Origin of the sequence: Pseudorhodoplanes sp. (assembly GCF_035565855.1) — a bacterium.
GTDB lineage: Bacteria > Pseudomonadota > Alphaproteobacteria > Rhizobiales > Xanthobacteraceae > Pseudorhodoplanes.
In genome coordinates this window covers 1-14,166 of sequence record NZ_DATMRX010000176.1, presented here as the reverse complement: position 1 = coordinate 14,166, position 14,166 = coordinate 1, and the positions used below count along the sequence as shown (strand labels likewise).

The following is a 14,166-nucleotide window of genomic DNA, read 5'->3' as shown; positions in this document are numbered from 1 at the left end:
ATCATGATCGCGTTCTTCTTGACGATGCCGATCAGCATCAGAAGACCGATCATCGCGATGACACTGAGATCCATCCCGAACAGCCATAACGCGCCGAGCGCGCCGACCACCGCGGACGGCAATCCGGTCAGAATGGTGAGCGGGTGGATGTAGCTCTCATAGAGCATCCCGAGCACCATGTAGATCGTCAGCACCGCCGCTGCGAGCAGGATGCCCTGATTGGAGAGCGATTGCTGGAAGGTTTGCGCGGTGCCGGAGAACCGCGTCGAGATCGTGGTCGGAACGCCCAGCCGGTCCTTCAGCACCTCGATCTGCGCCACGGCATCGCCGAGCGCGACACCCGCGGGCAGGTTGAAGGAGATGGTGACCGCGGGCAATTGCCCGAGCTGGTTGACCGAAAGATCGCCGGCGGTGCGCTCCACCGTCGCGATCGAACTCAGCGGCACCAGCTGACCGCCCGGTGTGCGGATGCGGATATTGCCGAGGTCACCGGAATTCCACTTGATGCGCGGATCGAACTCCATCAGCACGCTGAAAGTGTCGCCGCTGCCATAGATGGTCGACACCTGGCGCGATCCGAAGCCGGAATACAGCGTCGATCTGATCTGGTCGGCATTGATGCCGAGCGAGGCGGCCTTGTCCTTGTCGACACGGAGCGTCACCTGGATGGCGCCGTCCTGCAGGTCGTTGTTGACGTCGGTGAAATGCGGATCGGCGGCCATCGCCTCGGTCATCTTCCGCGCCCAGTCCCGCATTTCGTCGCGGCGCACACTCTGCATCACGAACTGGTATTCGCTGCGGCTCGACCGTCCGCCGATCCGCAGATTCTGCACCGGCGATATCACCACATCGATGCCGGGGAACGACATTTCGCGGCGGAAGATCCGCAGCAATTGCGGCATGGCCGGCCGCTCGCCGCGCGGCTTCAGCTCGACGAACAGCCGCCCGGTATTAAGACTGCGCGAGCCGCCGCCGCCGCCGATGATGGAGGCGACGCTCGCGACATAAGGCGAGTTGCGGAACGCGTCCTCGACCTGCTTCTGCAGCGCCGACATCGCCTCGAAGGATATGTCCGGGCGCGCTTCGGTCGACACCGAGAGCTGGCCGATATCCTCCTGCGGGAAGAAGCCCTTCGGCGTCGCATAGAACAGATAGACGGTGCCGAGCATGGTCGCGAAGAACACGCCGAGCATGAAGGGCTGATGGCTGAGACTCCATTGCACGCCGCGGTCATAGGCATTGGTCATGCCGGTCAGGCCGCGTTCGAGCACGGCGCGCCAGCCGGTATCCGGCAGCACATTGCCTTCGGCGTCGCGCTCCGGCTGCCGCAACAGCTTTGCGCAGAGCATCGGCGTCAGCGTCAGCGAGACGAAGGCCGAGATGGCGAGCGACACCGTCACCACCACGGCGAATTCGTGGAAGATGCGCCCGACCACGCCGCCCATCAGCAGCACCGGGATAAAGACGGCGACCAGCGACACGGTGATCGACACGATGGTGAAGCCGATCTCCCGCGATCCCTTGATCGCGGCCTCGAAGGCCGAAAGGCCGTCCTCCTCCATGTGCCGGTAGATATTCTCGAACATCACGATGGCGTCGTCGACAACGAGGCCGACCGCGAGCGTCAGCGCCAGAAGCGAGATGTTGTTGATGCTGAAATCGAGGAGATACATCGCTCCGAGCGTGCCGACGATGGAGATCGGAACCGCCAGCGCCGGAATGACGGTCGCCGTCAGCCGCCGCAGGAAGATGAAGATCACCATGATCACGAGCGCGATCACCAGGAGCAGCGTGAACTGCACGTCGGCGACGGCCTCGCGGATCGAGATGGAGCGGTCGTTCAGGACTTCAATCGTGGAGTCGCGCGGCAGGTCGTCCTGGAAGCTCGGCAGCATCGCCCGCACGCGATCCACCACCTCGACCGTATTGGCTTCGGGCTGCCGCTGCACCGCCAGCACGATGGCGCGGCTGCCGTTGAACCAGCTCGCGGCCTGATTGTCCTCCACGGAATCCGTCACCACGGCAACATCGCCGAGCCGCACCGGCCGGCCGCCACGCGTGGCGACAATCACCTGCCGGAACTGCGCCGCATTGCCGAGCTCGGTTTCCGCCTGGATCGTCAATTGCTGCTGCGCATTGCGGAGCGTGCCGACCGGCGTATTGGCGTTCGCAGCGGCGACCGCCGCCTGCACTTCGTTGACGCCGATGCCGCGCGCCGACAAGGCATTTGGATCGACCTGGATGCGCACGGCGAATTTCTGGCTGCCATAGACCACCACCTGCGCGACGCCGGGAACCGTGGACAAGGCCGGCGAAATCACCTGCTGGGCGAAGGCATCCAGCTCCGGTAGCGGCGTGGTGTCACTGCGGATCGCGAGCAGCAGCACCGGCGCGTCGGCCGGATTGACCTTGCGGTAACTCGGAAGCTCGGTCATCTCCGGCGGCAGCCGGCGCTGCGTGCGCGCGATAGCGGATTGCACGTCGGCCGCCGCTGCGTCGATATCGCGATCGAGGTTGAACTGGATCACGATCGAGGTCGATCCCTGCACCGACGTCGCGCTGATGGTGTCGATGCCGCTGATCGTGGTGAATTGCTTGATCAGCGGCGTCGCGACCGAATTCGCCATGGTGTCGGGCGACGCGCCGGACAGGCTCGCCGACACGTTGATGGTCGGGAAATCGGTCCGCGGCAGCGCCGCCACCGGCAGATAGACATAGGCGAACAGGCCGGTCGCGACGACCGCGATCGACATCAGCGTGGTCGTGACCGGATGGCGGATGCAGAATTCGGAAATGTTCATCGCGCGGAATCCTGCCGCGCCGGTTGCTTCGGCGGCGCAGGCGACGCCAAGGCTTCCGCCGGCTGCCGGTCGGCCGCCTTCTGCGACACGTCGCGCACCCGAGCACCGTCCGCGAGGCGGAGCTGGCCCTCGACCACGACGCGCTCGCCGGCTTTGAGACCTTCGCGGATCGCGGTTCGATCATCGACAATGCCGCCGGTTTCGACGAGGCGCAGCTCGGCGCGCTCATCCGGCGTGACGACGAACACGAAGGGGCCCTTCTGGCTCGACTGCAACGCCACCGTCGGAATGCTGACGGTATCGGGCCGGGTGTCGAGATCGATCTCGACATCGACATACATGCCGGGCCACAGACTGAAATCCTCATTGGCGAAGGTGGCCTTCGCCATGATGGTCCCGGTTGCGGTGTCGACCGATGAATCCACGAAGTCGAGTTCGCCGGTCGCGAGCGGCTTTGCGCCACCGGAAGCATAGACGCGCACGACCGGGCGCTGCTTGCTGCGCGCGGCGGCCCGCAAGGCCCCAAGGTCGCGCTCCGGCAGGGTGAAGGACACGCGGATCGGCCGGATCTGGGTGATCGTCACGAGGCCCTGCGTATCCGACGCCGACACAAGGTTGCCGGGCGTGACACGAATGGTGCCGAGGCGTCCGGTGATCGGTGCGGTGATCTTCGTATAGCCGAGCCGGATACGGTCATTCTCGAGCTGGGCCTTGTCGGCCGCGATCGTCGCCTCTGCGGCTTTCGCGTCGGCGACCTTCTCGTCGAGTTGCTGGCGCGCCGCGACGTTCTTCGCGAGCAATTCCTCGGTCCGCTTGAGATCGGCATTGGCGCGGTCGCGCGCCGCCTCGTCCTTGGCCAGTTGCGCTTCATTGCGCGCAATGGCCGCGCGCAATTCGCGATCGTCGAGGGTGAAGAGGAGCTCGCCCTCGCGGACCAGCTGGCCATCCGTCACATGCTTTTCGAGCATCTGGCTGTCGATGCGCGAGCGGACGACCACAACGGCGGGCGATTCCAGCAAGCCGATGCTGCGCCGCCGCACCGGAAAGGTGCCCTGCTCCGCCGCCACCGTGGTCACCGGGATTGCGGGCGACGCGCGCCGTTCGGCCTGCTGCGACTGAGGCGCACGCAGCCCGAGGCGGTCGCCGAAATTCCCATAGCCGACATAGCCGAGGGCCATCAACGCGATCAGAATGACGATGCCGGTGGTTCGCCGCATGTCGGGCCTGTCTCCGTGAGCGTTTTCAACGCCTGTGCGCGCCAACATGGGGCGGCAAAAATAACGTTGGACGTCACCAGACGTTCCGCAAGCGGCAGAATTCCGGCCGCCGGCCTGAAAGGTCCCGGCGCCGGGTTAAATTGCTGTCATGTTGACCCTTCAGTTGTCATCGCCCGCGAAAGCGGGCGATCCAGTAAACTCAGGCGCTTCAAGAGTTTACTGAATGCCCCGCCTGCGCGGGACATGACAAGAAAGGGTTGCTGCGATACCGCTCAAGCGAATCGCCTCAGCCCCAGATCGCCCGTGCCGCCTCGACCTCGAGCGCGAGCTTGCGGCGCTCGTCGTCCTCGGTCACAGGATTGCCGGCGACGGTGGAGGCGAAGCCGCATTGCGGCGAGATCGCCAGCCGGTCGAGATCGATGAATTGCGTCGCCTCGTCGACCCGGCGCTTGAGCCCGTCGAGCGTTTCCATCACCGGCGTCTTGCTGGAGATCAGTCCGAGCACCACGCCCTTGCCCTTGACGAAGCGCAGCGGGCGGAAGTCGCCAGCGCGCTCGGTGTCGTATTCCAGAAGGAAATGATTGACATTGGTGCCGGCGAAGAACCGCTCGGCGACCGATTCATAACCGCCGGCGCCGAGATAATGGCCCTTGAAATTGCCGCGGCACATATGCACGCCGAACACCACATCGGCCGGCGCGCCCTTCACCGACTCGTTGATGGCGTCGATGTACAGGTCCACCAGTTCGTCCGGCTTCATGCCCGCAGCTTCCACCTGCTGGCGGATATTCGGATCGCACAGAAGCGCGATCGCGACTTCGTCGAGCTGGATATATTTGCAGCCGGCCTTGGCGAGATCCGCAATCTCCTCGCGGAAGATGCGGTTGAGATCGGCGAAGAATTGCCGCACGTCGGTATAGGCCGAGGCCGCCGCATAATCGGTCGCCCGATAGAAATGCATGGTCGACGGCGCCGGCAGCGTGATCTTCGGCGTCAGCGCGGTGATCCCCTTGAGGAATTCGAACTCGTCGAGCGCCAGCGGCTTTGTGCGCATGAGCTTTCCATCCGCATAGGGCGCAGTGAAATCGACCTGATGGCCTTTGTCGTCGCGAAACTTGAACACCGCGGACTTGATGGCGAAGCCGTCGATCCGTTCGACGAACCTCCCCCAATAGGAGCCGCGCCGGAATTCGCCATCGTTGACGACCTTCAGTCCGACATCCTGCTGCATCTTCACGACGTCGCGAATGCACGCATCCTGGATCGTCGCGAAAGCCGCGTCATCGATCTTCCCGCTCATGTGATCGCGGAACGCCTGACGCAACGCCTGCGGCCGCAACAGGCTGCCGACGTGATCGGCGCGAAACGGAGGGCGGCCTTGCGGCAGGGTCGTCATTGGCGCATGCTCCCGGAACGAGGTTTGTTCTATAGGTCTATAGATGAAATCTAGATCGGCCGGACGCTCCGAGGCAAGCCCCGTCCGGCGCGCGGCGCCGCGGCGCGATCCGGCGCGGCGCGAGACGGCTCCCGAAGAGCCTCTCGATCGGCGCAAGCGCGCCACCCATCGCCGCGCCGGCGAGATCATCGAGGCGGCGGCGCGGGTCTTTGCCGAGCGCGGCTATCACGGCGCGACGACGCAGGACATCGCCGACGTGCTGAAAATCCGCCAGGCGAGCCTGTATTATTATTTCCCCTCCAAGGAGGTGGCGCTCGAGCTGGTCTGCATGCGCGGCGTCGAGGGCTTCTACGAGACCGAGAAGGCCATCGCCGAAGGCCCTGGCACCGCGACCGAACGGCTGTCGGGGCTGATCCGGGCGCACATTTCGCCGCTCCTCGACCGCGGCAATTTCATGAAGGTGTTCCTGGCCCAGCGCCAGTTTCTGCCCGCCGACAGCCGGCGCAGGGTGCGCAAGGTATCGCGCGGCATCGAGGCGCTTTTCGAAGACGTCCTCAGACAGGGCCAGCGCAGCGGCGAGTTTCGCGCCGATTTCGATCCGCGGATCGCCACCCTTTCGATCCTGGCACTCATGAACGGTTGCACGGCGTGGTATTCACGCGAGCAGGTTTCAATGGAGCGGATCGGCGGCGAATTCATTTCCCTGATCTTGCGCGGCGTCGGCGCACAGAAGACCTCGGCCAAAGCGGGGCGCTCTGCGCACAAAACACGCGGGAAACGTTCGAAAATTTCGATTGACCTATAGAATGCCCGTTGTTGAAATGAACGGATGAGAGAGCCGGTCCACCGGCCAGATCATGCGGAGAGGAAGCGCGATGGCACTGCCGTATTGCGGCATGATGCGCTCGTCACGAGCGGCTGTGGAGCCGTCATGACGCAGGCGGCGCCGCAATCTCCGCAATTTGCGATCCTGCGCGGCAAGACCGCTCCCGGTCTGATTGCCGAACATGCGCGGCAGAAGCCGGACGACGTCGCCTATCGCGCGAAGACACTCGGGCTTTATCGCGAACGGACCTGGCGCGATCATGCAGCAGCGGTCGGACGCTGCGCACGCGCCTTGCAGGCGCTCGGCCTGCAGAAGGGCGATCGCATCGCAATCATGGGCGACGCCTGCGAGGAATGGGTGGTGTGCGACATGGCTGCGCAGGCCACCGGCGCCATCGTTTACGGCATCTATCCGACGGCCTCGGTCTCCGAGGTCGAATTCCTGATGAAGGATGGCGGGGCGAAAATCTTCGTCGCCGAGGATCAGGAATATGTCGACAAGATCCTGCAGATCGCGGACCGGTTGCCCGACCTGAACTGGATCGTGGTGATCGACGATTCGGCGATGTTCGACTACAGCCACCCCAAGCTGATCGCGCTGTCGCAGATCGAGGCGAAGGTCACCGGCGACGACGAAGCGCAGATCGCCGCACTGGAAGCTATGACCGCCGCGCTGAAGCCGGAAGACCCCGCCTTCATCGTCTACACCTCGGGCACCACCGGAAACCCGAAGGGCGCGCTGATCTCGCACGGCAAGCATCTCGCCGGCACCTACACCATCGTCGATCATTATCCGACGCTGCGCGACAAGGATCACCGCACCGTCGTGTTTCTTCCGCTGTGTCACATCTTCGGACGCGACGTCGCGATCACGCTGCCGCTGATCTCCCGGCTCGTCCCGCATTACGGCGAGAGCGTCGACGATCTGATGGGCACCATGTTCGAGGTAGCGCCGACGGTGCTGTTCACGGTGCCGCGCTACATGCAGAAATTCGCCTCGCAGGTGCTGGTCAGTCTCAGCACCACCTCGCCGGCCAAGCGCGCCATCTATAACGCGGCGATGTCGCTCGGCCGCGCCGCGGCGCGCCGCCGCTGGGCCGGTGCATCGGGGCCTTCGACGGATGCCATGACAGCGATCGCCCGTACGGTGGCGTTCGGCCGCGTGCTCAACAAGCTCGGCCTCGACAAGCTCGAACTGGCGATCTCGGGCGCTGCGCCCTTGCCGCGCGAGACCGCGGCGCTCTGGCAGATCTGGGGCGTCAGCCTCGTGGAAGCCTATGGCCAGACCGAAACCGGCGGCGCCTTCATCAGCGGGCAGTCGGAGCGTTTTGCGAGGCCCGGCAATGTCGGCACCGTGGTGCAGGGCTGGCAGGTGCGGCTCGACGATGACGGCCAGATTCTCGTGAAAGGGCCGGACCAGTTCGAAGGCTACTGGAATCAACCCGAGGCCACGCGCCAGATCGTCGACAGCGAACAATGGCTGCACACCGGCGATGTCGGCGAATGGCAGGACGGCAATCTGCGGCTGATCGATCGCGCCCGCGATTTTCTGGTCACCGCCGGCGGCAAGACCATTTCTCCGTCCGCCATCGAGAGCACGCTGCGCGCGAGCCCCTATATCGGCGAAGCCATCGTGTTCGGACACGGCCGCAAATATCTCACCGCGCTGATCGAGATCGATTTCGACTCGGTCGCCGATTGGGCGCGCGCCAACAATGTCAGCTATACTGGCTTTACCTCTCTCGTTCAGAACGAGGCCGTGCAAGGCCTGATCAAGTCGGAGATCGACAAGGCGAACAACGAATTCGCCCGCGTCGAGCAGATCAAGGTCTTCCGCATTTTGCCGAAGGAGCTCGACCCGGAGCAGGATGGCGAGCCGGTGACGCCGACCCGCAAGGTCAAGCGCAATCTGATGTACGATCGGTTCAAGGAGCTGGTCGAGGGAATGTACGACGACAGCGAGGATCGCTTGCTTGCCGCAGGAGCCGGCGATGCGCTGCGCTAGTTCTTCTCCGCTCCCCCGCGAGCATCGCGGGCAAGTTTACGCAGCCCGCGTAAACTTGGCTGCGTGCGAGTGGCGGGGGAGGGAAATGAAGCGCCGCAAGTCGCGCGTTGAATGACAACAATCGAAGGGAGAACGCCAATGCTGAAACGGAGTTTGACGGGAGCCATCGCAGCTCTCGCCCTTGCACTGCCAGCCACAGCGCAGGAGACCTACACGATCGGCCTGACCGGCGCGATGACCGGGCCCGCCGCCGGCACGCTCGGACCGGCGGTCGAAGGCCTGCGCCTCTATATCGATCAGCTGAACGCCAAGGGCGGCATCGATGGCCGCAAGGTGAACCTGATCCTGCAGGACGATTCCGCCGAAGCGTCCAAGGCTGCAGCCAATGTGAAGCGGCTCGTCGCGCAGGACAATGTGCCGGTGCTGGTCAACGCAAGCCTGTCGTCGACCTACGCGCCGATGCTCGCGGAAACAAGGCGCGCCGGCGTGCCCGTGCTGTTCATGGGCGCGGTCTGCCCGAAGGAAGTGCTGCCGCCGAACGCCGATCCGCTGCAATTCTGCTCGACCGGCTTCGCGCAGACCTATGACAGCCGCGCCGCGCTCGAATATGTGAAGTCCGTGGCGAAGGGGCCGGTCAATGTCGGTTACGCCGCCATGGCCATTCCGGTCTCGCGTTCGGAGATCGATTTCGCGGCAAGCGAAGCCGAGAAGATGGGCTTCAAGACCGTCGCCAAGGAAGTGATCCCGCCGCCGACGCCGGACTACACGCCCTTCGCAACCAAGATCAAGGATGCCGGCGCGAACTGGGCCTTCTCCTGGGCGCCGTGGGTGACAGAGATCCGCACCTTCGAGGCGCTGCGCCGCCTCGGCTGGGACGGGCAGTTTCTCACCATCGCGCATCTTGAAGCCGAAGGTGAATTGCCGCGCGTGAAGGACCCGAAATTCTATGTGATGGGTGCGAACTCGTTCTATGCCGACGGCCTGCCGATCCATAAGGAGATCGAGGCCGCGGCGAAGTCCGGCGGCGCGAAATATCCGGCCAACCAGATGACCGAAGGCTGGCTCGGCGGCCTCGCGCTCGAAGCCGCGCTGCGCAAGGCCGGCTGGCCGGCGACCAAGGAAAAGATCGCCGCGGCGATGTCCGATCTGAAGGTCGACACCAAGGGCCTGCGCGGCGTGCCGATGGTGTGGACCAAGGACAATCACTTCCGCACCCAGCAGGCCTATCGCGTCTATCACTGGGACGGCAACAAGATCAGCGTCCTGCAGGACTGGAAGGTCTACGACGTCGGAAAGTGAGTGCGTCACGAACGCATCGGCCCCATGCTCCGTTCGCCCCCGCGAAAGCGGGGGCCAGAGTCAAGCAACAGAAATCCGATCACTGGCACTGGGTCCCCGCTTTTCCGCGGGGACGAGCGGAGTGAGTGGAGTCGCGACAAACGTTTTGTCAGTTTGAAAGTTCGGCCTTGCAGCTCCTCGTCAATATCCTCTTCCTGTCCTCCATCTACGCGCTGATCGCCTGCGGCTATGTGCTGATCTATCGCGTCAGCCGCGTGCTCAATCTCGCCCATGGCGAATTGATGATGGTCGGGTCGTATCTGCTCCTGACCACGGCCTGGATGTTCGCCGGCTCGCCGGTGACGGCGATCGCATCGGCGATCGTGCTGAGTCTCACCGTCGGCGTCCTGGTTTACGTCTTCCTGATGCGCAAGATGACCGGCGAAATGGTGCTCGCGGCGGTCCTCACCACCGTTGCGCTCGGCATTCTCCTCCGCGGCCTGATGGTGCTGATCTGGTCGGCGCAGCAACAATATCCGGCACAGGCGCTCGGCTTCTCCAATCCCGCTCTGGCGCTGCCGGGCGGCGCGCGCATCTCGCTGTTTGCAGCCATCCTGATCGGCGTCACCATCGTGACTTACGCCGCGCTGTTCACCTTCCTCCGGTTCGGCGCCTGGGGCGTGCGGATGCGCGCGGCGGGACAGAATCCGCTCCTTGCCGCGCAGCGCGGCATCAACCTGCACGCCATCTATGCGCTGGCCTGGGGCCTTTCGACGCTCACCGGCGCCCTCGCCGGCATGCTGATCTCGCTGGATTCCGGACTGACCGGCTCCATGGTCATCATCGGGCTGAAAGCCTTCCCCGCCGCGCTCGTGGGCGGCCTCGACTCGCTGGTCGGCGCCATTGTCGGCGCGCTGATCATCGGTATCTGCGAGGTGCTGGCGATCCAGTATATCGATCCGCTGCTGTCCGACGTGATCCCGTTCATCGTGCTGATCGCCTTCCTGATCGTGCGGCCGTGGGGCCTGTTCGGTACGCGCGAGGAGCTCGACCGTGTCTAATCAGCCGCGCGCCTCGGGCTATTTTCGTACCTCCTATGCGCAGGACTTCGCCCTGCTGCAGACCCGCATGCAGCGCGTCAGCGCCGTGCTGTTCGGCATTGTGCTGATCGGCTTTCCGCTGATCGCGTCCGCCTTCTACACCGACCTCGCGACCCAGGTGCTGCTCGCCTCGATCGGGTCGCTGTCGCTGATGCTGCTGACCGGTTATGCCGGGCTGATCTCGCTCGGCCATGCCGGGCTTCTTTGCGCAGGCGCCTTCACCGCCGGCATCCTGTTCAAGGAATTCGGCACGCCGATCTGGCTGACGCTGCCGGCCGCGGCAATCGTCGGCGCGCTGCTCGGCGTCATCTTCGGACTGCCGTCGCTGCGGCTGCGCGGGCTTTACCTCGCGGTCTCGACGCTCGCGCTGCATTTCGTCGTGGTCTATCTCGGCGGCGAATACGAAACCAAGCGCGGTCACTCCACCGGCATCACGATCGACGCACCGATCGTATTCGGTTACGAACTCTACGGTGGCGCGACCTGGTATTACGTGATGCTGGTCTTCGCCGCGCTCACCCTCTTCCTGTGCATCAACCTCATGCGCACCCGCGTCGGCCGGGCCTGGCGCGCGATCCATGCGCACGAGACCGTCGCCGAGGCGCTCGGCATCAATGTCGCGGCCTACAAGCTGCTCGCCTTCGTGATCTCCTCGGCGATCGCGGCGGTCGCCGGCGCGCTGTTTGCCTATTACCGCAGCTTCGTCTCGGTCGAGGCCTTCTCGCTGTTCCTCACCATCCAGTATGTCGCGATGGTGATCATCGGCGGCATGGGCTCGCTGCTCGGCGCCATACTCGGGGCGGCCTTCGTCACGGTCTTCCCCTATGTCATCGAGGGCGTGCTCTTGAAGCTGCCGAATGCGCAGGCCTATGCGGGGCAGTTATTCGCGGTCAATTATGCGGGCTTCGGCCTTGTGATGATCCTGTTCCTCGTTTTCGAGCCGCTCGGCCTTGTCGGCATCTGGCACCGGATCCAGACCTATTTCCTGCTCTGGCCGTTCAAGCATCGGCCGGTCGCCGGAGCGCGCAAATGAACGAGGCGACCCACCAAGCGAAAGCGGATGACGTGCTGCTCACCGCCGAAAAGCTCGCCGTGGTCTATCACCACGCCATCACCGCCATTCAGGGCGTGTCGCTCACCGTGCGCGATGGCCAGATCGTCGCGATCCTCGGCACCAACGGCGCCGGCAAGTCGACGACCTTGCGCGCGCTTTCGGGCTTTCTCGGCATCGACAATGCGCGGGTGACGGAAGGCTCCATCACCTTCCGCGGCCAGCGCATCGAGAACAGGCCGCCGAACGAACTGACGCGGCTCGGCATCGCGCTCGTGCCCGAACGCGAGAAGGTGTTTCCCAATCTCACCGTCGCCGACAATCTCGCCGCGCCCTTCGCGCCGGCCATGTCGAAGGCCGAGCGCAAGCGCCGGGAGGACGAGGTCTACCATTTCTTCCCGCGCCTTGCGGATCTGCGCGCGCGCATCGGCGGGCTTCTGTCCGGGGGCGAGCGGCAGATGCTGGCGCTCGCCTCGGGCCTGATGTGCAAGCCGCAGCTTCTCCTCGTCGACGAACTCTCGCTCGGCCTCGCGCCGGTCATCGTCGAGGATCTGATGGGCAAGCTCGTGCAGATCAGGAACGACCTGAAGATCACCATCGTCATCGTCGAGCAGAGCGCGGCGGTCGCGCTCGCCATCGCCGATTACGGCTATGTGCTGGAAAACTGCCGCGTCGTGCTTGACGGTGATGCTCACAAGCTGAAATCGCACGGCGACATCCAGGAATTCTATCTCGGTCAGGCCGGCGGCGCCGAGCGCCGGAGCTACCGCGACGTGAAGCAATATCGCCGCTCGCGGAGGTGGTATGGCTGAACTTGCGATCGACAATCTGACGCTGCGCTTCGGCGGTCTCGTGGTGCTGGACGGCGTCTCCTTCTCGGTCGAGAAGGGCGAACTCCTCGCGCTGATCGGCCCGAACGGCGCCGGCAAGACGAGCGTCTTCAACTGCATCAGCGGCCTTTATCCGGGCGAGGGCAATATCTCGTTCCGCGGGCAATCGCTCATCGGCAGGAAGCCGCACGATATCGCCGCGCTCGGCGTCGCGCGCACCTTCCAGCACGGCGAACTCTTTCCGCAGATGAGCGTCGTCGACAATCTGCTCACCGGCCGCCATCCGCGCATCAGGGGCAGCGTGTTCGCCGAGATGCTGTTCCTGCCGTCGGTGCGCGCCGAGGAAATGCGCCAGCGCGAGGCGGTGGAGCGGATCATCGAATTCGTCGAGCTCGAACGCTATCGCCACACACCGGTCGGCGGCCTGCCGTTCGGCACCCAGAAGATCATCGGCTTCGCGCGTGCGCTCGCGAACGAGCCGGCCATTCTCCTCCTCGACGAGCCCTCCGCCGGCCTCAACCGGGAGGAGCGCGAGGACCTTGCGCGCTTCATCCTGCGCATCAAGCATCAGCTCGGCATTGCCATGATCTGGATCGAACATGATATGCAGATGGTCGCCGACCTCGCCGACCGCATTCATGTGCTCGATTACGGGCGCACGCTGGCGAGCGGTCCGGCGAGCGAAGTGCTGAAGGATGAAAAGGTCATCGCCGCGTATCTGGGAACGGGAACGCATTGATTCTGGTTTGACTGGAGCGCCGCCGCGCTCTCCTTTCGTCCCCGCGAACCATCTCGCCTCCGCGCTCTTTCTTTATCCCTCCCCCCGCGAAGCGGTGGGGAGGGTCGATCGACTGAGCGCAGCGAAGGAGATCGGGGTGGGGGGCGATTGCATCCGCGCGATCGCGTCATCGTTGGGTGCGAAGACTCCCCCCACCCGACCGCCGTCGCTTCGCTCTGGCGGCCACCCTCCCCACCGCTTCGCGGGGGGAGGGATAAAAGCAGCGAGTCATTCCGGGGTCCGTGCCTTGCGGGCGCGCGCCGGAATGACGGCGCTCCTCGCAGCGCTCCTCCTCGCCCTCGCCTCCCCCGCGCTCGCGCAATCCCCCGATCCCGATCCGCGTGCCTTCCGCGCCTTCATCGAAACGCTGCGCCCGCTCGCCGAGCAAAACGGCGTCGCGCGCGGCACCTTCGACCGTGCATTAGGCGACATCGCCTACGACCCCGAGGTCGCGCGTCTCTCGCGCCGCCAGCCCGAATATGGCCGACCGGTCGGCGATTATCTCAATTCACTCGTCGCGCGCCCGCGCATCGATGGCGGCATCAGGCGCATCGGCGAATGGCGCGGCCTTCTCGATTCCATCGAGCATAATTTCGGCGTGCCGCGCGACGTCATCGTCGCGATCTGGGGCATCGAGACCAATTTCGGCGCGAACCAGGGCGGCAAGCGCGTCATCCCCTCGCTCGCGACGCTTGCCTTCCACAATTACAAGGGCGACTTCGCGCGCGATGAACTCATCACCGCGCTCCGCATTCTGCAGGACGGCCATATCCCGCCCGAACGCATGATCGGCTCATGGGCCGGCGCGATGGGGCAGCCGCAATTCATTCCGTCGAGCTTCATGCGCTGGGCGGTGGATTTTTCCGGCGACGGCAAGCGCGATCT

Annotated in this window: 11 protein-coding genes; 8 read left to right on the top strand and 3 right to left on the bottom strand. The window is 64.6% G+C overall.

Annotated elements, in window-relative coordinates:
* The 3 genes from VN004_RS09600 to VN004_RS09590 all read right to left on the bottom strand — a co-directional run.
* A partial coding sequence (locus VN004_RS09600) for an efflux RND transporter permease subunit (RefSeq protein WP_325609347.1) occupies positions 1 to 2,801 on the bottom strand: 2,801 nt, incomplete at its 3' end.
* The gene (locus VN004_RS09595; protein WP_325609345.1) at positions 2,798 to 4,018 is read right to left on the bottom strand and encodes an efflux RND transporter periplasmic adaptor subunit; all 1,221 of its coding nucleotides are present in this window, start codon (positions 4,016 to 4,018) and stop codon (positions 2,798 to 2,800) included. The genes VN004_RS09595 and VN004_RS09600, both read right to left, overlap by 4 nt.
* A gap of 286 nt (positions 4,019 to 4,304) precedes the next feature.
* Positions 4,305 to 5,414 (bottom strand): 5-methyltetrahydropteroyltriglutamate--homocysteine S-methyltransferase, encoded by a 1,110-nt coding sequence (locus tag VN004_RS09590; RefSeq protein ID WP_325609343.1) that lies wholly within the window; start codon positions 5,412 to 5,414, stop codon positions 4,305 to 4,307.
* Positions 5,415 to 5,457: 43 nt separating this feature from the next.
* Here VN004_RS09590 and VN004_RS09585 point away from each other — a divergent pair, with 43 nt between their 5' ends.
* The 8 genes from VN004_RS09585 to VN004_RS09550 form a co-directional block, all read left to right on the top strand.
* Positions 5,458 to 6,219 carry a TetR/AcrR family transcriptional regulator gene (locus VN004_RS09585; RefSeq protein WP_325609341.1) on the top strand — a complete coding sequence of 254 codons (762 nt, stop codon included), beginning with the start codon at positions 5,458 to 5,460 and terminating at the stop codon, positions 6,217 to 6,219.
* Positions 6,220 to 6,345: 126 nt separating this feature from the next.
* Positions 6,346 to 8,244 (top strand): long-chain fatty acid--CoA ligase, encoded by a 1,899-nt coding sequence (locus tag VN004_RS09580; RefSeq protein WP_325609339.1) that lies wholly within the window; start codon positions 6,346 to 6,348, stop codon positions 8,242 to 8,244.
* A gap of 138 nt (positions 8,245 to 8,382) precedes the next feature.
* Positions 8,383 to 9,543, top strand: a complete 1,161-nt coding sequence (locus VN004_RS09575) for an ABC transporter substrate-binding protein (RefSeq protein WP_325609337.1) — start codon at positions 8,383 to 8,385, stop codon at positions 9,541 to 9,543.
* Positions 9,544 to 9,710: 167 nt separating this feature from the next.
* Complete coding sequence (locus tag VN004_RS09570) at positions 9,711 to 10,583, top strand: branched-chain amino acid ABC transporter permease (protein ID WP_325609335.1); 873 nt, start codon at positions 9,711 to 9,713, stop codon at positions 10,581 to 10,583.
* Positions 10,576 to 11,655, top strand: a complete 1,080-nt coding sequence (locus tag VN004_RS09565; protein ID WP_325609333.1) for a branched-chain amino acid ABC transporter permease — start codon at positions 10,576 to 10,578, stop codon at positions 11,653 to 11,655. Before VN004_RS09570 ends, VN004_RS09565 begins: the two co-directional genes overlap by 8 nt.
* Positions 11,652 to 12,485 (top strand): ABC transporter ATP-binding protein, encoded by an 834-nt coding sequence (locus VN004_RS09560; RefSeq protein WP_325609331.1) that lies wholly within the window; start codon positions 11,652 to 11,654, stop codon positions 12,483 to 12,485. The genes VN004_RS09565 and VN004_RS09560 overlap by 4 nt, the downstream gene beginning before the upstream one ends.
* Positions 12,478 to 13,242 carry an ABC transporter ATP-binding protein gene (locus VN004_RS09555; RefSeq protein WP_325609329.1) on the top strand — a complete coding sequence of 255 codons (765 nt, stop codon included), beginning with the start codon at positions 12,478 to 12,480 and terminating at the stop codon, positions 13,240 to 13,242. Before VN004_RS09560 ends, VN004_RS09555 begins: the two co-directional genes overlap by 8 nt.
* Before the next feature lie 304 nt (positions 13,243 to 13,546).
* Positions 13,547 to 14,166, top strand: a 620-nt coding sequence (locus VN004_RS09550) for a lytic murein transglycosylase (RefSeq protein ID WP_325609327.1), incomplete at its 3' end; no start/stop codon positions are given.